Source organism: Serratia sp. CY83965 (assembly GCF_052166375.1).
In the GTDB taxonomy this organism is placed as follows: Bacteria; Pseudomonadota; Gammaproteobacteria; order Enterobacterales; family Enterobacteriaceae; genus Serratia; species Serratia marcescens.
In genome coordinates, this window is record NZ_JBJNOV010000001.1 from 525,592 (window position 1) to 543,826 (window position 18,235).

16 protein-coding genes are annotated in these 18,235 nt (G+C 64.3%); 10 read left to right on the top strand and 6 right to left on the bottom strand.

Features of this window, described 5'->3' with window-relative positions:
• Positions 1 to 68: 68 nt before the first annotated feature.
• From ACJ8PL_RS02665 to urtE, 9 genes are all read left to right on the top strand, one after another.
• Positions 69 to 2,636 (top strand): putative mucin/carbohydrate-binding domain-containing protein, encoded by a 2,568-nt coding sequence (locus ACJ8PL_RS02665; protein ID WP_442530792.1) that lies wholly within the window; start codon positions 69 to 71, stop codon positions 2,634 to 2,636.
• Positions 2,637 to 2,857: 221 nt separating this feature from the next.
• Positions 2,858 to 4,687 (top strand): allophanate hydrolase, encoded by a 1,830-nt coding sequence (gene atzF / locus ACJ8PL_RS02670; protein WP_442530793.1) that lies wholly within the window; start codon positions 2,858 to 2,860, stop codon positions 4,685 to 4,687.
• A gap of 2 nt (positions 4,688 to 4,689) precedes the next feature.
• Positions 4,690 to 8,310 carry an urea carboxylase gene (gene uca, locus ACJ8PL_RS02675; RefSeq protein WP_442530794.1) on the top strand — a complete coding sequence of 1,207 codons (3,621 nt, stop codon included), beginning with the start codon at positions 4,690 to 4,692 and terminating at the stop codon, positions 8,308 to 8,310.
• Positions 8,311 to 8,324: 14 nt separating this feature from the next.
• Complete coding sequence (locus ACJ8PL_RS02680) at positions 8,325 to 9,044, top strand: GntR family transcriptional regulator (protein ID WP_028128266.1); 720 nt, start codon at positions 8,325 to 8,327, stop codon at positions 9,042 to 9,044.
• A gap of 26 nt (positions 9,045 to 9,070) precedes the next feature.
• Entirely contained in the window at positions 9,071 to 10,339 is a 1,269-nt protein-coding gene (urtA, locus tag ACJ8PL_RS02685) for an urea ABC transporter substrate-binding protein (protein WP_033640971.1), read from the top strand.
• A gap of 56 nt (positions 10,340 to 10,395) precedes the next feature.
• Complete coding sequence (urtB, locus tag ACJ8PL_RS02690) at positions 10,396 to 11,976, top strand: urea ABC transporter permease subunit UrtB (RefSeq protein WP_016928583.1); 1,581 nt, start codon at positions 10,396 to 10,398, stop codon at positions 11,974 to 11,976.
• A complete protein-coding gene (gene urtC, locus ACJ8PL_RS02695; RefSeq protein ID WP_025302022.1) occupies positions 11,976 to 13,052 on the top strand; it encodes an urea ABC transporter permease subunit UrtC in 1,077 nt (358 codons plus the stop codon). Before urtB ends, urtC begins: the two co-directional genes overlap by 1 nt.
• A complete protein-coding gene (urtD, locus tag ACJ8PL_RS02700) occupies positions 13,049 to 13,855 on the top strand; it encodes an urea ABC transporter ATP-binding protein UrtD (protein WP_015377102.1) in 807 nt (268 codons plus the stop codon). The genes urtC and urtD overlap by 4 nt, the downstream gene beginning before the upstream one ends.
• A 12-nt stretch (positions 13,856 to 13,867) precedes the next feature.
• Complete coding sequence (gene urtE, locus ACJ8PL_RS02705; RefSeq protein ID WP_079449519.1) at positions 13,868 to 14,566, top strand: urea ABC transporter ATP-binding subunit UrtE; 699 nt, start codon at positions 13,868 to 13,870, stop codon at positions 14,564 to 14,566.
• A 7-nt stretch (positions 14,567 to 14,573) separates the two neighbouring features.
• On the opposite strand, the gene ACJ8PL_RS02710 is transcribed toward urtE, so the two are convergent.
• Together ACJ8PL_RS02710 and ACJ8PL_RS02715 are read right to left on the bottom strand one after the other, a co-directional pair.
• Positions 14,574 to 14,873 (bottom strand): type II toxin-antitoxin system RelE/ParE family toxin, encoded by a 300-nt coding sequence (locus tag ACJ8PL_RS02710; RefSeq protein WP_042783942.1) that lies wholly within the window; start codon positions 14,871 to 14,873, stop codon positions 14,574 to 14,576.
• On the bottom strand, positions 14,858 to 15,121 hold the full coding sequence (locus tag ACJ8PL_RS02715; RefSeq protein ID WP_004939442.1) for a type II toxin-antitoxin system ParD family antitoxin: 264 nt from the start codon (positions 15,119 to 15,121) through the stop codon (positions 14,858 to 14,860). Before ACJ8PL_RS02715 ends, ACJ8PL_RS02710 begins: the two co-directional genes overlap by 16 nt.
• A 134-nt stretch (positions 15,122 to 15,255) precedes the next feature.
• Here ACJ8PL_RS02715 and ACJ8PL_RS02720 point away from each other — a divergent pair, with 134 nt between their 5' ends.
• Positions 15,256 to 15,768, top strand: coding sequence for a DUF2165 family protein (locus ACJ8PL_RS02720; RefSeq protein ID WP_016928579.1), 513 nt, complete (start codon positions 15,256 to 15,258; stop codon positions 15,766 to 15,768).
• A gap of 22 nt (positions 15,769 to 15,790) precedes the next feature.
• Here ACJ8PL_RS02720 and ACJ8PL_RS02725 read toward each other — a convergent pair whose 3' ends face one another.
• The 4 genes from ACJ8PL_RS02725 to ACJ8PL_RS02740 all read right to left on the bottom strand — a co-directional run bounded on the left by ACJ8PL_RS02725 (position 15,791) and on the right by ACJ8PL_RS02740 (position 18,199).
• Complete coding sequence (locus ACJ8PL_RS02725; protein WP_016928578.1) at positions 15,791 to 16,303, bottom strand: GNAT family N-acetyltransferase; 513 nt, start codon at positions 16,301 to 16,303, stop codon at positions 15,791 to 15,793.
• Between the two features lie 24 nt (positions 16,304 to 16,327).
• Positions 16,328 to 16,633 (bottom strand): type II toxin-antitoxin system RelE/ParE family toxin, encoded by a 306-nt coding sequence (locus ACJ8PL_RS02730; RefSeq protein WP_234213958.1) that lies wholly within the window; start codon positions 16,631 to 16,633, stop codon positions 16,328 to 16,330.
• Between the two features lies 1 nt (position 16,634).
• Complete coding sequence (locus tag ACJ8PL_RS02735) at positions 16,635 to 16,895, bottom strand: type II toxin-antitoxin system Phd/YefM family antitoxin (protein ID WP_016928576.1); 261 nt, start codon at positions 16,893 to 16,895, stop codon at positions 16,635 to 16,637.
• A gap of 68 nt (positions 16,896 to 16,963) precedes the next feature.
• Complete coding sequence (locus tag ACJ8PL_RS02740; protein ID WP_049208920.1) at positions 16,964 to 18,199, bottom strand: FAD-dependent oxidoreductase; 1,236 nt, start codon at positions 18,197 to 18,199, stop codon at positions 16,964 to 16,966.
• Positions 18,200 to 18,235: the final 36 nt, after the last annotated feature.

An 18,235-nucleotide genomic window follows, 5' to 3' on the forward strand; every position in this document is an offset into this window, starting at 1 on the left:
TGGGCGTGCCGCCCGTCCGGTTACTTTCTCATGGTCAATTCAGTCACCCAAACCATGAGGAAAGCAGGATGCCAACCATCACGAAAACCCAATCACTTTACACCTTGACCCGGCCGGTCTGGCTGGATGCGGCGGGCATGAGCAAGGGCATCGATCACGATCGCCAGCATCTGGGCATCATTCTCGCCGCCGGGCAGGTGCTGCGAGTACGCCAGACCAACGCGGCGTTTACCGGCAAGCTCACGCTGCGCTTGCTGAATGACGACAGCAAAACGGAGGCGGAATTCAGCGTCGGCGCGAGCTGGGTCGAGGCCCAGATCAATGCCGTCTCGGTGCCGTTCATCGATACGCCGTATGGGCAGGGCGAGCCGGCGCTGGAGTTCGAGTATCCGGACACGGCAAAAGCGCTGCCGGTTTATCGCCGTGGCGAAAACGAAACCGCGTTCTTTGCCCGCTGGGACGAGCGGGACGCCGAGTTTGCCCTGGTCGATGCGGAGTACGCTGTGTTGCTGGTGCCGAAAATCAGTAAACCGGCGCTGAAGTCGCTGGGCGAAGCGAAAAACATCGACGGGCTGATCGCCTACTACGATCGCATTTTCACTTTCTATAATGCGCTGACCGGCGTTTCGTTCGAGGCTGAACACGAATCCGATCGCAATATTCGCAACCGCTACTTTATGAAGGCCGATAAGCACGGCGCCGGCGCCGCGTATTACGGCGGCCGCTGGACGGCGGAAACCAGCAACTCGGTCAGCAGCTTCTGGCTGACGCCGAAAGACAGCAACTGGGGCAGCCTGCATGAGATCGCGCACGGCTATCAGGGGCACTTTATGGGCGACAAATATTTCTCCACCGGGGAGATGTGGAACAATATTTATGCCGCTTGCTATCAGGACGTGATGCTGGGGGAACGCAAATACCAGGAGGGGTGGCTGTATAATTACGGCAACGCGGCCGGCGTCGAGAAGAAAATCATCGATTTGATCGCTCAGGGTACGCCGCTCAACCAGTGGGATCTGCGCTCCAAGCTGTTCTTTGCGATGCTGATGGTCGACAAGGCAGGCAAGAACGCCTTCACGCACTTTAATCAGCAATATCGTCAAAGCTGCAATACGCCGGGCTTCGTGCCGTCGGAACATGCCTTGCTGGACCTGCTGTCGGCAAGCTTCGCCGCGGCCGGTGAGCAGATCGACGTGACGCCTTTCGTCGAGCTGACCGGCGGCGTGATCACCCAAGCGCAGCGCGATCGCAACGCGTTCAGCCACGCCAAGGCGGTGTATCCGCTGTATCAACTGGTGGACGCGCAGAGTTTGCCGGCGCTGCAGGCGCAGCTGAAACTGGATTCCTCGCTGCGGCTGGTCGATTCCTGCCAGCTCAAGGCCAGCGGGCTGAAAGGCGACGTCACCCTGAGTCTGGATATCGATGACTTTGCGCAGATCTACGGTGAAGACCTGATCCTGATGGAAGGGGCGCGCTATGCCCACAAAATCCGTATCGACGCGCCGACCCTGGCCCTGACTGCGCTGCCGATCGGCGTGTATACCTTGCGGTTGCCGACCGGCAAAGATCGCAAATATCGGCCGACGGCGGGTTACCTGACGGTGAAGCAGGGGAAAAACGCGGTGACGCTTCGTTTCGAGCGCAAAGCCGCTTCGCCGATCGTTTCGCAGGAGATCAACCTGTTGGGCCTGAGCGATGCGGTCTTCGCCACCGTGGTCGTCGATCGTGCCAAAGGGGCGCTGGTGGTTGACGTGACCAGCACCACGCCGCACGCCTACTTCCCCGGTGAAACCTATGCCCGGGTGACGCTGCGCGATCGGCAGGGCGCGGTGCGCTTCAGCAAGGAGATTCAGGGCACTCAGGCTACGTTAAGTCATGACGAGCTGCCGTTTGCCGAGGGCGATGACATCGAGATTTACCATGTAGAGCCGAGCCGGGTGCGTTTGAATCCGCCGGCGGCCGGCGTCATCGATAACAAAAACAAAACCAACGTACTGCGTATCGAAACCCGCGGGCTGAAAAATCCGGCGTTGCCCGGCGATCCCGAGCAAGCGCTGCTGGCGCGCCTGGAACAGGCGGCGCAGCGTTTGCGCCACCTGCTGCCGGCTTACTACGCGCCGTCGTCGTCGTTCAAGGATGATATTTATCTGGCGATCGGCGCCTTTGCCGAGCCGCAGCGCGAGTCATTGTTGGCGACCTATCGGGATTGCCTGCCGGCCGACAATACGCCGCCGGGCGCTCACGTCGGCAATGCGTTTACCGTGGCGTGCAAAGGGATTGGCGATCGCCAGTTTCTGACCTGCGCCGTCGATCTGATGAAAAAAACCGTGACTGTGACGCTGGCGGCGGGGATTGCTCACCACTACTTCACCGACAGCTATGCCTTCCTCAGCGTGACGGATGCGGACGGCAACGTCTTGCTCAGTTACGACGTCATCGGCAGCCAGAATCAACCGGCGAAAACTTGGGTGTTGCCGTTGTCAGGCTACGGCGGTGAGGTGATCCATCTGCGGCATGAAGAGCCGGACAACCGTCTGGCGATCGTCAACGAAATGCAGCACCTGCGGTTGGCGGAGAAGGGCAAGCAACAGACCTACTGCATTACGCCGGTCGGTTTGAAACGCATCAACGACTGAGCCACATCGGCCTCGGGGCGGCGAGTGTCGTCGCCCCGGTTTTTTCTCTGCGCCATCCCGCCATTGCACTCTTTTTGTTCCCCGCTGCGCGCCGCTGGTGCAGCCCGTTCGCCGCCGTCGTCATAAGTTTTAATTATAATTCATTGAAATCATGAGATTAAAAACTGGCACGCCGGTTGCTCTGTTGAATCCCATCTTGTGTACCAGATGGAATTCAGTCGATGAGCGAACCTGTTGAAGCGTGCGGTTTTACCCTCAGTGAATGGCAGCACCATTATCAAACCCGCCCGGCGAGCGAGCGCCTCGCCTGCGTCAGTGCGACGATCGAAACGTTGGTCGCCGGCCTGAACCCGGACGATAACGCCTGGCTGTATCTCGCCACGCCGGCGCAGCGCGAGCAGCAGTATCAACAGCTGGCGCAACGGCTGGCGGCGGTCGCCGGCGATCTCAGCCGCCTGCCGCTGTTCGGCGTGCCCTTCGCCATCAAAGACAATATCGACGTCGGCGGCTGGCCGACCAGCGCCGCCTGCCCGGCGTTCACCTACCAGGCCGCGGCGGACGCTACCGTGGTCGCCCACCTGCGCGCCGCCGGGGCGATTGCCCTTGGTAAAACCAACCTCGACCAGTTCGCTACCGGGTTGGTGGGCACCCGCTCACCTTATGGCGCGGTGGTCAACAGCTTCGACAGCCGCTACGTCAGCGGCGGTTCCAGTTCCGGCTCCGCCTCGGTGGTGGCGCGCGGCCTGGTGCCGTTCGCGCTCGGCACCGACACCGCCGGTTCGGGGCGTGTGCCCGCCGGGTTCAACAACATCGTCGGGCTGAAGCCGACCAAGGGGCGGTTGTCCAACCGCGGCGTGGTGCCGGCCTGCCGGTTGAACGATACGGTGTCGGTTTTCGCGCTGACGGTGGCCGATGCCGCGCTGGTGGCGGAACTGGCGAGCGGCTTTGACGCGGCAGACCCGTATTCCCGCCCCGATCCGCATACCGCGCCGGCGGATATCCCCGCCGCGCCGCGTTTCGCCGTTCCCGCCCAGCTGGAGTTTTTCGGCGACGTTCAGGCCGAGCGGGCGTTTCACCGAGCGCTGGCGCAGCTGCAGGCGGGCGGCGCCACGCTGGAATCCCTCGATTTCGCGCCGTTTCGCACTCTGGCGGAACAGCTGTATTACGGCCCCTGGGTGGCGGAGCGCACCGTGGCCATTGAGCAGGTGCTGGAAGCGAGCCCGCAGGCCATCGATCCGGTGGTGCGCGGCATCGTCGGCAACGGCCTCGGCTACAGCGCCTGCGACGCCTACAAGGCGGAATACCTGCGCGCCGAGCTGGCACGGCAAATCGCCCAGCGGCTGGCGCCGTTCGACGCGCTGGTGGTGCCGACCGCGCCCACTATCCGCACCCTGGCGGAGATGGCGCAGGAGCCGGTGCTGTTCAATTCGCAATTCGGCACTTACACCAATTTCACCAACCTGGCCGATCTGAGCGCGCTGGCGCTGCCGGGGCCGCTGCGCGAAGACGGCCTGCCGGCGGGCATCACCCTGATTGCGCCCGCCTGGCATGACCGGGCGCTGGCGGCGTTTGGCCTGCGCTGGCAATGGCAATGCGCCTTGCCGCTCGGCGCTATCGGCCGTGCATTGCCGCCGCAGCCGGCGCCGGCCTCGTCTTCGGGACACGTGCGTCTGGCGGTAGTGGGCGCTCACCTTAGCGGCATGCCGCTCAACGTCCAACTGACGCAGCGCGATGCGGTGCGGGTGGAACAAACCGTCACCGCTCCCTGTTACCGCCTGTACGCGTTGGCCGATACCGAGCCGCCGAAGCCGGGGCTGGCGCGCGCGGCGCAGGGGGCGGCGATCCGCGTTGAGCTGTGGGACATCCCGCTGGCCCGTTTCGGCGAGTTTGTGGCGGAAATCCCGGCGCCATTGGGCATCGGCACGCTGCTGCTGGCGGACGGCCGACGGGTGAAGGGGTTCATCTGCGAAGCCTGGGCGCTGGAAGGCGCCACGGATATCACTGAGTTTGGCGGCTGGCGTGATTATCTCGCCAGCGTTGAGGGGGCATGAACATGTTTACTACCGTACTGATCGCTAACCGCGGCGAAATCGCCTGCCGCGCCATTCGCACCCTGAAACGCCTGGGCGTCACCAGCGTGGCGGTTTACTCCGACGCCGACCGCAATGCGCCGCACGTCACCGAAGCCGACAGGGCGGTGGCGCTCGGCGGCGACAAGGCCGCCGACAGTTATCTGCGCATCGACAAGATCCTCGCGGCGGCCGCCGCCACCGGCGCACAGGCGATCTACCCCGGCTACGGCTTTTTGTCCGAGAGCGCCGAGTTTGCCGATGCCTGCGAAGCGGCGGGCATAGTCTTTATCGGCCCGACGGCGGCGCAGATGCGCGAGTTCGGCCTCAAGCACCGGGCGCGCGAGCTGGCGGCGTTGGCCGGGGTGCCGATGACGCCGGGCACCGGCTTGCTGGAGAGCGTTGAGCAGGCGGTCTCGGCCGCCGCGCGCATCGGCTACCCGGTGATGCTGAAAAGCACCGCCGGCGGCGGCGGCATCGGTCTGACGCGCTGTGACGACGAGGCGGCGCTGCGCGACGCGTACGACAGCGTCAAACGGCTGGGAGAGCAGTTCTTCCGCGACGCCGGCGCCTTTATCGAACGCTTCGTCGATCGGGCGCGCCACGTCGAGGTGCAGATTTTCGGCGACGGCCAGGGGCGGGTGGCGGCGCTCGGCGAGCGCGACTGTTCGCTGCAGCGGCGCAACCAAAAGGTGGTGGAGGAAACCCCGGCGCCGCATCTGCCGGCGGCGACCCGCCAGGCGCTGCACCGGGCGGCGGTGGCGCTGGGCGAGTCGGTGAATTACCGCAGCGCCGGCACCGTAGAGTTTATCTATGACGCCGCGCGCGACGAGTTTTACTTTCTGGAAGTGAACACCCGCTTACAGGTCGAGCACCCGGTCACCGAAATGGTCACCGGCCTGGATCTGATCGCATGCATGCTGCAGGTGGCGGCGGGCGACGCGCTGGATTGGGCGGCGCTGCAACGCGCGCCGCAGGGCGCGGCGATCGAAGTGCGTCTCTATGCCGAAGATCCGCTGAAAAACTTCCAGCCCAGCCCTGGCGTGCTGACCGAGGTGCATTTCCCTGACGACGTGCGCCTCGACGGTTGGGTGGCGACCGGCAGCGAAGTGTCGGCGTTTTACGACCCAATGATCGCCAAGCTGATCGTGCACGGCGCCGATCGGGCGCAGGCGCTGGAAAAACTGCGCGTGGCGCTGGCGGCGACCCGTTTGCACGGCATCGCCACCAACCTCGACTATCTGCGACAGGTGATCGCCACGCCGCAATTTCAGCGCGGCGACGTCTGGACGCGCCTGCTGGACGATGTGCGTTTCCAGCCGCACTGCCTCGAAGTGCTGCAACCCGGCACCTACAGCAGCGTGCAGGATTATCCCGGCCGCCTCGGCTATTGGGACATCGGCGTGCCGCCGTCCGGCCCGATGGACGACTTCGCGTTTCGACTGGCCAACCGCATCGTCGGCAACCACCCGGCGGCGGCCGGGCTGGAGTTTACCCTGCAGGGGCCGACGCTGCGCTTTCACTGCGACGCCACCATCGCGCTGACGGGCGCGAGCTGCCCGGCCGAACTGGATGGCGAGGCGGTCGCCTACTGGCGGCCGATCGCGGTGCGGGCCGGGCAGGTATTGACGCTGGGGCGTGCTACGCAAGGCTGCCGCACCTATCTGGCGGTACGCAACGGCTTTGACGTGCCGGTGTATCTCGGCAGCCGCTCCACCTTCGCGCTGGGCCAGTTCGGCGGCCACGCCGGGCGCACCTTGCGCGTGGCGGACATGCTGGCGATCGCCCAACCGGCGCTGGCGGCCAGCACCACACCGGCGCCGATCGCCGCGCCGCAGGCGATGGACGACAGCCTGATCCCGCACTACGGCGACCAGTGGCACATCGGCGTGCTGTACGGGCCGCACGGCGCGCCGGACTTTTTCACCGCTGAATCGATAGAGGCCTTCTTCGCCACCGACTGGCAGGTGCATTACAACTCCAACCGCCTCGGCGTGCGCCTGGCGGGGCCGAAGCCCGAGTGGGCGCGGGAGGACGGCGGCGAGGCCGGTTTGCATCCTTCCAACGTGCACGACTGCGAGTACGCCATCGGCGCCATCAACTTCACCGGCGACTTCCCGGTGATCCTGACCCGCGACGGGCCGAGCCTTGGCGGCTTCGTCTGCCCGGTGACCATCGCCAAGGCCGAACTGTGGAAAGTGGGGCAGGTGAAGCCGGGCGACCGCATCCGGTTCCATCCGATCGGCTTCCGGCAGGCGCAGTCGCTGGAGCAGGCGCAGCTCGGCAGCATCGAAGCGCTGGCGGCGGTGAAGGCCATCACCCTGCCGCCGCCGGATCTGGCCCCGGCGGAGACCGTTTCCGCCGCGGTGCTGGCGGCGCTGCCGGCGGCGGACGGGCGCCCGGCGGTGGCGTATCGCCAGGCGGGGGACGGCTACATCCTGATGGAGTACGGCGACAATGTGCTCGATCTGGCGCTGCGGCTGCGCATACATCTGCTGATGCAGTCGCTGCGGCAGGAGGCGATCCCGGGCGTGGCGGAGCTGGCGCCGGGCGTGCGTTCGCTGCAGATCCGCTACGACAGCCGACTGATAAGCCAGGCCGACCTGCTGCAGCGCCTGCTGGCGCGCGAACGGGCGCTGGGGGACGTCAGCCGCCTGAAGGTGCCGACGCGCACCGTCTGGCTGCCGATGGCGTTCGAGGATTCGGCCACGCTGGGGGCGGTGGATCGCTATCAGCAGACGGTGCGCGCCTCGGCGCCCTGGCTGCCGAACAACGTCGATTTCATTCAGCGCATCAACGGTCTGAGCCAACGCGAGCAGGTGCGCGACATTCTGTTCGACGCCAGCTACCTGATCCTCGGGCTGGGAGACGTCTACCTCGGCGCGCCCTGCGCGGTGCCGCTCGATCCGCGCCATCGCCTGCTGAGCTCCAAATATAACCCGGCGCGCACCCACACCGCCGAAGGGACGGTCGGCATCGGCGGCATGTACATGTGCATCTACGGCATGGACTCGCCGGGCGGTTACCAGCTGGTCGGGCGCACGCTGCCGATCTGGAACAAGTTTCTCAAAAACCCGCAGTTCACCGCCGGTGAACCCTGGCTGCTGCGCTTCTTCGATCAGGTGCGCTTCTATCCGGTCAGCGAGCAAGAGTTGGACGAGCAGCGCGAAGCGTTCCGTGAAGGGCGCATGCAGGTGCGCATCGAAGAGAGCGAGTTCGACTTCGCCGCCTACACCCGTTTCCTGGCCGACAACGCCGAGGCGATCGCCGACTTCCAGCATCGCCAGCAACAGGCGTTCAGCGCCGAAGTGGCGCGCTGGCGCAGCGATGACGACGAGGCCGAGGCGCAGCTGTTGCCGCCGGAGGAAGAAGACGCCATCGACGGCGATCTGGTCAGCGCCGATCTGAACGGCAGCGTGTGGAAGATCCTGGTGGAACCGGGGCAGGCGGTGGCGGCCGGGCAGCCGCTGATCGTGGTCGAGGCGATGAAAATGGAGCTGGCGGTCACCGCGCCGCGCGCCGGGATCGTTAAACGCATCAGCTGCCGGCAGGGGCGGCCGGTCGGGCCGGGCGACGCCCTGCTGTGGCTGGAAAAGGCGGTCTGAACGGAGGAGCGATGATGCAAATCACCAACGGAGAGCACAAGGCGCGCCCGGAGGGGCTGGCGGAGCGCATTTATCTGCAGCTCAAGGCCGACATCTTCGAGTTTCGCCTGCTGCCGGGCGATCGCTTCAGCGAAAGCGACGTGGCGCAGCGCATGGCGGCCAGCCGCACGCCGGTGCGTCAGGCGCTGTTTCGGCTGGAGCGCGAAGGCTATGTCGAGGTGCTGTTTCGCAGCGGCTGGCAGGTGCGGCCGTTCGACTTCGCCTACTTCGAAGAGCTGTACGACCTGCGCATCGTGCTGGAACAAGAGGCGGTGAAACGGCTGTGCGAACGCCCGGCCGGGGAAACGCCGGACGCGCTGGCGGCGCTGAGCCATTTTTGGACCGCAGCGCCGCGCCTGGCGGACGGCAAGGCGGTGTCGCAGCACGATGAGCAGTTTCATCAGGCGTTGGTGGCCGCGGCGGGCAACGGCGAAATGGCGCGCATTCACCGCGAGCTGACAGAAAAGATCCGCATCATTCGCCGGCTGGATTTCACCCAGCAGGCGCGGGTGGACGCCACCTACCGCGAGCACGCCGCCATTTTGCAGGCGATCCTGCGGCGGCAAAGCGGGGCGGCGCAAACGCTGCTCGGCGAGCACATCGCCGTCAGCAAGGCAGAGGTACGAAAAATAACGCTGCACATGTTGCACCAGGCGCGGGCTCAGCAGCCTGCGCGCTCGGCGCAACAATTTTGATTTCACACACATCGGGAGTTTGAACTATGCAACGTCGTCGTTTTATCAAAGCTTTTGCACTGTCCGCCGCCGCGATCGGCATGGGCCTGGCCTGGAGCGCGCAGGCCGCCGACACCATCAAGGTCGGCATTCTGAGTTCGCTCTCCGGCACCATGGCGATTTCCGAGACGCCGCTGAAGGATGTGGCGCTGATGACCATCGACGAGATCAACGCCAAAGGCGGGGTGCTCGGCAAAAAGCTGGAGCCGGTGGTGGTGGATCCGGCCTCCAACTGGCCGCTGTTCGCCGAAAAGGCGCGCCAGCTGCTGAGCCAGGACAAGGTGGCGGCGGTGTTCGGCTGCTGGACCTCGGTGTCGCGCAAGTCGGTGCTGCCGGTGTTTGAGGAGCTGAACGGACTGCTGTTCTACCCGGTGCAATACGAAGGCGAAGAGATGTCGCCGAACGTGTTCTACACCGGCGCGGCGCCGAACCAGCAGGCGATCCCGGCGGTGGAATACCTGCTGAGCGAGGACGGCGGCGGCGCCAAGCGCTTCTTCCTGCTGGGCACCGATTACGTCTATCCGCGCACCACCAACAAGATCCTGCGCGCCTTCCTGCACAGCAAAGGCGTGCAGGACAAGGATATCGAAGAGGTCTATACGCCGTTCGGCTACAGCGATTACCAGACCATCGTCGCCAACATCAAGAAATTCGCCGCCGGCGGCAACACCGCGGTGATCTCCACCATCAACGGCGATTCCAACGTGCCGTTCTACAAAGAACTCGCCAACCAGGGCGTCAAGGCCACCGACGTGCCGGTGATCGCCTTCTCGGTCGGCGAGGAAGAGCTGCGCGGCATCGACACCAAACCGCTGGTGGGCAACCTGGCGGCCTGGAACTACTTCGAATCGCTGGATAACCCGACCAACAAACAGTTTGTCAGCCAGTGGAAAGCCTACGCCAAGGCGCACAATCTGCCGAATTACGCCACCGCGGTGACCAACGATCCGATGGAAGCCACCTACGTCGGCCTCCACATGTGGGCGCAGGCGGTGGAAAAAGCCGGCACTACCGACGTCGATAAGGTGCGTGCCGCGATGGCCGGGCAAACCTTCGCCGCGCCGTCGGGCTTCACGCTGACCATGGACAAGACCAATCACCACCTGCACAAACCGGTGATGATTGGCGAAATCGAGGGCAACGGGCAGTTCAACGTGGTGTGGCAGACCGAAGCGCCGGTGCGCGCGCAGCCGTGGAGTCCCTATATCGCCGGCAACGACAAAAAACCGGATTACCCGGTGAAAGGCGGCAAGTAACGTCACTCAGCGCCGGCGCGGCTCGACGCGCGCCGGCCCAACAGAAGAGGCAGCTGATGCAATCTCCGTTTTTATCCTCTCTGCGCGCCGGGCTGTGGCTGTTGTGCGCCTGGCCCCTGCTGGCGCAGGCCGGGCCGGCCGATGAGTTCGCGGCGGCCAATCGCGCGCAGCAGGCCAAACTGCTGCAGGCGTGGGCGGCCGAGCCGGATCCTGCGCGCCTGCCGTTGCTGCAGGGGCTGCAGCAGGAAACCGTGTCGATCGACGGGGCGAAACGCGCCTTTATCCGCCAGGGCGACCGCTATCTGCCGCTTGAAGGTGAGGCGGCCCCGGTTGGCGAGCCGAAGAAGGTGTGGCTGAACAACCGGCTGCGCATTCTGATCGCCAATGCGTTGTCGGCGCAGCGGCTGGTCAGCGCGGACGCGGCGGTGCGGCTGCAGGCGGCGACCGCGCTGCAGCGCGAGGCGCAGGCCGAGCAGTTGCCGCTGTTGACCCGGCGGCTGGCGCAGGAGAAAGACCCGCAGGTGCGCGACGCGCTGAGCATTGCGCTGGCGAACCTGCAATTGGCCGACGCCAGCCCGCAGGTGCGCTTCAATGCGGTGCGGCTGCTGGGGGAATCGGGCGAGCCGGAAACCCGCGCGCGGCTGCAGGCGTTGACCGACGCGGCCAATGAGCCGGACGCCGCGGTGCGCGCCGAGGCGCAACGCAGCCTGCAGCGCGTGCAGCACCGCCTGATGATCGGCGATCTGCTCGGCCAGGCGTTCAGCGGCCTGTCGCTCGGTTCGATCCTGCTGCTGGCGGCGCTCGGCCTGGCGATCACCTACGGCCTGCTCGGCGTCATCAATATGGCGCACGGCGAAATGCTGATGCTCGGCGCCTATTCGGCCTATCTGGTGCAGGGGGTGTTTCAGCAATTTGCGCCGCAGTGGCTGGCGCTCTATCCGCTGGCGGCGCTGCCGGTGGCGTTCGCCATCACCGCCGGGATCGGCATGGCGCTTGAGCGTACGGTGATCCGCCACCTGTACGGCCGGCCGCTGGAAACCCTGCTGGCCACCTGGGGCATCAGCCTGGTGCTGATCCAACTGGTGCGGGTGCTGTTCGGCGCGCAGAACGTCGAGGTCGCCAACCCGGCGTGGCTGTCGGGCGGCGTGCAGCTGTTGCCGAATCTGGTGTTGCCGTGGAACCGCATCGCGGTGATCGCGTTCGTGCTGCTGGTGCTGGCGTTGACCTGGCTGTTGCTGAACAAGACCCGGCTCGGCATGAACGTGCGCGCGGTGACGCAAAACCGCGCGATGGCGGCCTGTTGCGGCGTGCCCACCGGCCGGGTGGACATGCTGGCCTTCGGGCTGGGATCCGGCATCGCCGGGCTTGGCGGGGTGGCGCTGTCGCAGTTGGGCAACGTCGGGCCGGAGCTGGGGCAAGGTTACATTATCGACTCGTTCCTGGTGGTGGTGCTCGGCGGCGTCGGCCAACTGGCGGGGACGGTGGCGGCGGCCTTCGGTCTCGGCATCGTCAACAAGATCCTCGAACCGCAGATCGGCGCCGTGCTGGGCAAGATCCTGATCCTGGTGCTGATCGTTCTGTTTATTCAAAAGCGTCCGCAGGGGCTGTTCGCCCTTAAGGGCAGGGTGATTGACTGATGAGCCAACCATTGACCGTAACCGGCGTGCAGAAAGCGCCCCGGCTGGCGTTGAGCATCGGCGGGTTGGCGTTGCTGGCGCTGCTGGTGATGCCGTTCATGACGCTGTTGCCGGCGGATCATCCGCTGGCGGTGTCCACCTATACCCTGACGCTGGCGGGCAAGATCCTGTGCTACGCGGTGGTGGCGGTGGCGCTCGATCTGGTGTGGGGCTATGCCGGGCTGCTGTCGCTCGGCCACGGGCTATTCTTCGCGCTCGGCGGCTACGCCATGGGCATGTACCTGATGCGGCAGGCGGCGGGCGACGGGCTGCCGGCGTTTATGGCGTTCCTCTCCTGGAATGAGCTGCCGTGGTTCTGGAGCGGCACCCAGCATTTCGCCTGGGCGCTGTGCCTGATCGTGCTGGTGCCGGGCCTGCTGGCCTTCCTGTTCGGCTACTTCGCCTTCCGCTCGAAAATCAAAGGGGTGTATTTCTCGATCATGACCCAGGCGCTGACCTATGCCGGCATGCTGCTGTTCTTTCGCAACGAAACCGGCTTCGGCGGCAATAACGGCTTTACCGGTTTCACCACGCTGCTCGGCTTTCCCATCACCGCCGCTGGCACGCGGGTGGCGCTGTTCCTGGCGACGGTGCTGCTGCTGGCCGCCAGCCTGGCCATCGGCTTTGCGCTGGCGCGCAGCAAGTTCGGCCGGGTGCTGACCGCGGTGCGCGATGCGGAAAACCGGCTGACCTTCTGCGGCTACGATCCGAAGGGCTTCAAGCTGTTCGTCTGGACGCTGTCGGCGGTGCTGTGCGGGCTGGCCGGCGCGCTCTATGTGCCGCAGGTCGGCATCATCAATCCCGGCGAAATGTCGCCGACCAACTCGATCGAGGCCGCCATCTGGGTGGCGCTCGGCGGGCGCGGCACCCTGGTGGGGCCGCTGCTCGGCGCCGGCATCGTCAACGGCGCCAAGAGCTGGTTCACCATGGCCATTCCCGAATACTGGCAGTTCTTCCTCGGTCTGATGTTTATCGTCGTCACGCTGTTTCTCCCGAAAGGAGTGATTGGCCTGCTGCGCCGGAGGAAAAGCTCATGAAGGCGATGCAAGTGACCGACGAACTGTTTACCCACCCGCTGCCGGCGGATAAATACCGGCAGCAAACCGATCCGGTGCTGCAGCTCGACAATGTCAACGTCAGCTTCGACGGTTTTCGCGCGCTGACCGATCTGTCGCTGCGCATTGGCGTCGGCGAACTGCGCTGCGTGATCGGCCCCAACGGCGCCGGCAAGACCACGCTGATGGATGTGATCACCGGTAAGACCCGGCCGGACAGCGGCAGGGTGTTTTACGACCAGACCGTCGATCTGACCCGGCTGGCGCCGATGCAGATCGCCCATGCCGGCATCGGCCGCAAGTTTCAAAAACCGACGGTGTTCGAGGCGCTGACGGTGTTCGAAAATCTGGAGATCGCCCAAAAAACCCGCAAGTCGGTATGGGCCTGCCTGCGCGCCCGTTTAAGCAGCGAACAGCGCGACCGCATCGACGAGATGCTGAAGACCCTGCGGCTGGGGCATGAGCGCCACCGGCCCGCCGGGCTGCTGTCCCACGGGCAGAAACAGTTTCTCGAGATCGGCATGCTGCTGGTGCAGGAACCGCACCTGCTGTTGCTCGACGAGCCGGCGGCCGGCATGACCGACGCTGAAACCGACTACACCGCCGAACTGTTCCGCGAGCTGGCGGGCAAGCATTCGCTGATGGTGGTGGAGCACGATATGGGGTTTGTGGAGACCATCGCCGATCGCGTGACGGTGCTGCATCAGGGGCAGGTGCTGGCGGAAGGATCGCTGGCGCAGGTGCAGGCCGATGAGCGAGTTATTGAGGTATATCTGGGGCGCTGAGGAGGCGTAATCATGCTGCAGGTAGAGGAATTGAATCAATATTACGGCGGCAGCCACATTCTGCGCGGCCTGTCGTTCGAGGCGCGCATCGGCGAGGTGACCTGCCTGCTGGGGCGCAACGGCGTGGGCAAGACCACGCTGCTGAAATGCCTGATGGGGCTGATCCCGGCGCGCAGCGGCAGCGTCCGTTGGCGGGGCGAAGCCATCACCGGTAAAAAGCCGCATCAGCGGGTGCAGGCGGGTATCGCCTATGTGCCGCAGGGGCGGGAGATTTTTCCGCGCCTGACGGTGGAGGAAAATCTGCTGATGGGGCTGGCGCGTTTTTCCGGCGCCGACGCGCGCGCGGTGCCGGATCCGATCTATGAACTGTTTCCGGTGCTGCGGCAAATGAAGGATCGGCGCGGCGGCGATCTCTCTGGCGGGCAGCAACAGCAGCTGGCGATCGGCCGGGCGCTGGCCTGCCGGCCGCAGCTGTTGATCCTCGACGAACCGACGGAAGGGATCCAGCCTTCGGTGATCAAGGAGATCGGCGCGGTGATCAAACAGCTGGCGGCGCGGGGCGATATGGCGATCCTGCTGGTGGAGCAGTTCTATGACTTCGCCGCCGATCTGGCGGACAGCTATCTGGTGATGTCGCGCGGCAGCATCGTGCAGCGCGGCGCCGGCAGCAATATGGAACAGGACGGCGTCCGCGGGCTGGTGGCGATTTAACGTTGGGTCAGCTGAAAAAGGATTGGCTGAGCGGATCGCGGGAATGATGCAGCACTCTGATGATATTCACCTCCCGCCTGTGCTGTCGAAAATAAATCAGGTGGTTGGCGACGGGCAATACCCATAGGCCGGGGCCGATTGCATCGATGTTTTTGCCGAGTTGGTGGTGGCTAAGGTTATCGAAAGCCTGATGCAGGCGGCGCAGATAATCTTCGGCCACCTGCAAGCCAAAGTGCGCCAACCCGTAAAAATAGATCTCTTCCATATCGTCCAACGCTTTTGGACGAACGGTTACTCTCCTGCGCATCCTTTTGCTTTGCTCCGTATTCTTTCCATGAACACATCACGATCCCATTCGACGGCTTCGCCGCTGTTCTCTCCTTCGGCGATCAAGCGCCTAAGCTCTTCCAGTTTTGAGGCGGCGGTACGTTCGCGCAAAGTGCGCACGGATTCGCGGATGACTTCGCTGGGCGTTCGGTAATCGCCGCTGGCCACCAGGTCTTCGACGAAGCTACGCAGTTCGTCACCCAGATCTACCGTTAGTGTTCTGCCCATTGTTCCTCCTCACTTTCGGCTATGCTGCGTCATTGTAAGATTAGTTCTTACATTGTGCACGTCAAACTATCAGGATCTCAATAGCGGTCCCGTCATGAGGACGGGAGCCACCCGTTTATTCATTAAGGATAACCATGAACGAAATCACTGTGTCACGCCTCGGTTGCATCGTCCTGTCTCTGTTTCCGGCCCTGTGGGGGCTGTTTAGCCTGTTGAACAATACGGCGGATTTCGCCGGCACCGCGCGCAATGCGGTGGGGCCGCTGCTCGCCATGCAGGATACTTATCAAACGCCGGGGCTGATGTGGCGCGCGATCCGCGCCGACTGGGCCTGCATGTTGGGGTTGGCGGTCATCACTACGCTGGAAGCGCTGGCCGGCCTATTCGCGGCCGCGGGCGTGGCGCTGATGATCGGGCGATTGAAAGGCCCTTATGCCGCCTTCGCCAAGGGCAAAGCCTGGGCGATGCTGGGGGCGCTTTGCGCAATTGCGGTGTGGGGCGTCGGTTTTATGGTGGTCGCCGGCGACTGGTTCATGGCCTGGCAGGCCAAGAAGGATCCGCTGGCGGTGCAGCTGGGGGCGCTGATCTACCTGGCGCCCAATGCGTTTGCCTTGCTGTTCCTGATGCTGCAGCGGGAGCCGCGCTAAACGACGGCGGAGCGGGGCGCGGTTACAGCGCCTTGCTCATATACCAGATGCCTATCGAGCCCTGGGCGCTGGTGTAGCAGGTCTCGCCACAAATGCTCAATCCCTGACGCTGATAAAAACGTTGGGCGCGGGTGTTGCGTTGCAGCACTTCCAGCCACAGCGTTTTTTGCCGGCGCTCGATGGCCCGCAGCTGCACCTGTTCGTACAGGCGCTGGCCATAGCCGTTGCCGGCATGGCCCGGCAGAAAATAGATTTTCTGCAGCTCTGCGCCGCGGGTTTGCGTTGGCGCCAGCAGGCTGTCGACGTTGAGCCGCGCATAGCCGACGAGGGCGTCATTCTCATAGGCCAACAGCCAGCACACGTCGGGATCGCGCAGCGTCCGTTCCAGTGCGGAGACGGAAAAATCCTCCGCCAGAAAGGCCTCCAGCTCGTGCGGGTAGCGCCACAGCTCACCGAAGTGGGCGCGATAGGTGCGGATGCCGATATCGCGCACCAGGGTTAAATCTTCCAGCAATGCCTGACGAACGGTGAACATCAGTGCCCCTTTGAGTAAGAAAAATTACAGCCGTTGTTCCAGATGCCGGTGAGGCACCATCGCCTGATGCAGAATGGTGAGAACGGTGATGCCGGCAGGGCGGTTGCGGTAGTAGATCCTATGGCTGGCGTAAGGAAAACTGTGTATCTCTTCGCCCAGATCGTGGAAGTGAGCTTTACCCGCTTCCGGCATATCTGCCAAATGATGCATGACCTCTCTCAACTGCTCAAGATAGCGGCGAGATTGCGCTTGGCCCCAGTGCTCGATGGTGAAATGACGAATAGCCAGCAGATCTTGTTGGGCCTGCGGGGTGAGGCGAAACGCGGGCATCTCAGTCTGTTTCATCGGTGAGCAGACGGTTGAAGAAGGCATCGCCGTCTACCGCCTTACCGGCGTCTTCCTCGGCGGTAGCCTGCGCGATTTTTTGCTGCAGTGCGCTTAATTTGAGATCTTCCAGCGCCTGGTAATCTTCTACAGACATGACGACGGCGACCGGTTTGCCGTTGCGATTGATTTGCACCGGTTCACGCTGCGCCTTGAGCAGCAAATCGCCGAATTGGGTTTTGGCCTCGTTCGCGGTGAGTGCGTACATTTAATCGCTCCAGTTAATTAAATCGTTCGATTTAACCATTATACGGCGCGATGAAAAAATCACCAATGCTATTCCGGCGGGCAGGTTTCGTTGGACAGATGCCGCGGCGTTTCACGGCGAAAACCGAGGCCGATGATGCGGCCGAACAGGCGCGGCAGCCAGCGGCTGTTGCCGACGCGAGCGATCAGGCGCGAGCCGCCCGCCGCGCGGCGTTCGCCCGGTTTGCGCTGGCTCATTTTGATCTGCAGAAACTGGATGGCCCGGGTGGGAAATTCACGCCGGCGCTGCACGCTCAGCAGATGCTTCAGCTGCAGCCGATGCTGGCGCAGCGGCGGGATCAGAGCGTTGGCGGCGGCCACCGCGTCCTGAATCGCCAGGTTGACGCCCACGCCGCCGATCGGCGACATGGCGTGCGCGGCGTCGCCGATGCACAGCACCCCCGGTTTGGCCCAGCGATCCAGACGATCGATGCGAATGCTCAGCAGTTTTACCTGATCCCACTCGACGATCTCCTGCAGGCGATCGTCCTGAAATGGCGCCACCTCGGCGAGGTGCAGCAAAAATTTCTCCAGCCCGCTGCGGCGGATCGCGTCGAAGCTGCCTTTGTCGATCGAGTAACCGCACTGCCAGTAGTCGCCGCGATCGATCATGATGAAGTTCTGTTTCGGCCCGGTGTGGCCCATTGACCAGGCCGGATCGCCCGGCTGCTTGCTGAGCTTCATCCACACTACGTCGCGCGGCGCGCCGAAGGATCGGCTGCTGAGCGCCGCCTGTTCGCGCACCACCGAGTTGCGGCCGTCGGTGCCGACCACCAACTGGCTGCGCACGCGGATCGGGCCTTCCGGCGTGTCGGCCAGCACGCCGCACACCTGGCCGCGGTCGTACAGCAGCTGGTGAACTTGCGTCGAGGTCAGCAGCCTGAAGTTGGGGAAGGCGGCGGCCTGCTGGGCCAAAAAGTTGAGGAACTCCCACTGCGGCATAAAGGCGATAAATTTGCAGCGCGTCGGCAGGCGGGTGAAATCCGCCAGCTTGATGTCGCGCCCGGCGACTTCGGCGTGCAGGGACTCCGCACGCTGGTGCGGCAACGTCAGCAGTTCGTCGAGCAGGCCCAGCTGGTGCATGACTTCCAGCGTCGACGGGTGAATGGTGTCACCGCGAAAATCGCGCAGGAAGTCGGCGTGCTTCTCCAGCACCGTCACATCGATCCCCGCCCGCGCCAGCAGATAGCCGAGCATCAGCCCGGCGGGGCCGCCTCCCACGATGCAGCAGGTGGTGGCGTAAGGTGTGATTGGTGATGACGACATGACGGTTGACCCCGGATAGCGGCCCGCATCCCGCGA

Coding starts and splice junctions, on each gene's coding strand:
- ACJ8PL_RS02665 (WP_442530792.1), top strand. CDS start 69: ATGCCAACCATCACGAAAACCCAATCACTTTACACCTTGACCCGGCCG.
- atzF (WP_442530793.1), top strand. CDS start 2,858: ATGAGCGAACCTGTTGAAGCGTGCGGTTTTACCCTCAGTGAATGGCAG.
- uca (WP_442530794.1), top strand. CDS start 4,690: ATGTTTACTACCGTACTGATCGCTAACCGCGGCGAAATCGCCTGCCGC.
- ACJ8PL_RS02680 (WP_028128266.1), top strand. CDS start 8,325: ATGCAAATCACCAACGGAGAGCACAAGGCGCGCCCGGAGGGGCTGGCG.
- urtA (WP_033640971.1), top strand. CDS start 9,071: ATGCAACGTCGTCGTTTTATCAAAGCTTTTGCACTGTCCGCCGCCGCG.
- urtB (WP_016928583.1), top strand. CDS start 10,396: ATGCAATCTCCGTTTTTATCCTCTCTGCGCGCCGGGCTGTGGCTGTTG.
- urtC (WP_025302022.1), top strand. CDS start 11,976: ATGAGCCAACCATTGACCGTAACCGGCGTGCAGAAAGCGCCCCGGCTG.
- urtD (WP_015377102.1), top strand. CDS start 13,049: ATGAAGGCGATGCAAGTGACCGACGAACTGTTTACCCACCCGCTGCCG.
- urtE (WP_079449519.1), top strand. CDS start 13,868: ATGCTGCAGGTAGAGGAATTGAATCAATATTACGGCGGCAGCCACATT.
- ACJ8PL_RS02710 (WP_042783942.1), bottom strand. CDS start 14,873: ATGCGCAGGAGAGTAACCGTTCGTCCAAAAGCGTTGGACGATATGGAA.
- ACJ8PL_RS02715 (WP_004939442.1), bottom strand. CDS start 15,121: ATGGGCAGAACACTAACGGTAGATCTGGGTGACGAACTGCGTAGCTTC.
- ACJ8PL_RS02720 (WP_016928579.1), top strand. CDS start 15,256: ATGAACGAAATCACTGTGTCACGCCTCGGTTGCATCGTCCTGTCTCTG.
- ACJ8PL_RS02725 (WP_016928578.1), bottom strand. CDS start 16,303: ATGTTCACCGTTCGTCAGGCATTGCTGGAAGATTTAACCCTGGTGCGC.
- ACJ8PL_RS02730 (WP_234213958.1), bottom strand. CDS start 16,633: ATGCCCGCGTTTCGCCTCACCCCGCAGGCCCAACAAGATCTGCTGGCT.
- ACJ8PL_RS02735 (WP_016928576.1), bottom strand. CDS start 16,895: ATGTACGCACTCACCGCGAACGAGGCCAAAACCCAATTCGGCGATTTG.
- ACJ8PL_RS02740 (WP_049208920.1), bottom strand. CDS start 18,199: ATGTCGTCATCACCAATCACACCTTACGCCACCACCTGCTGCATCGTG.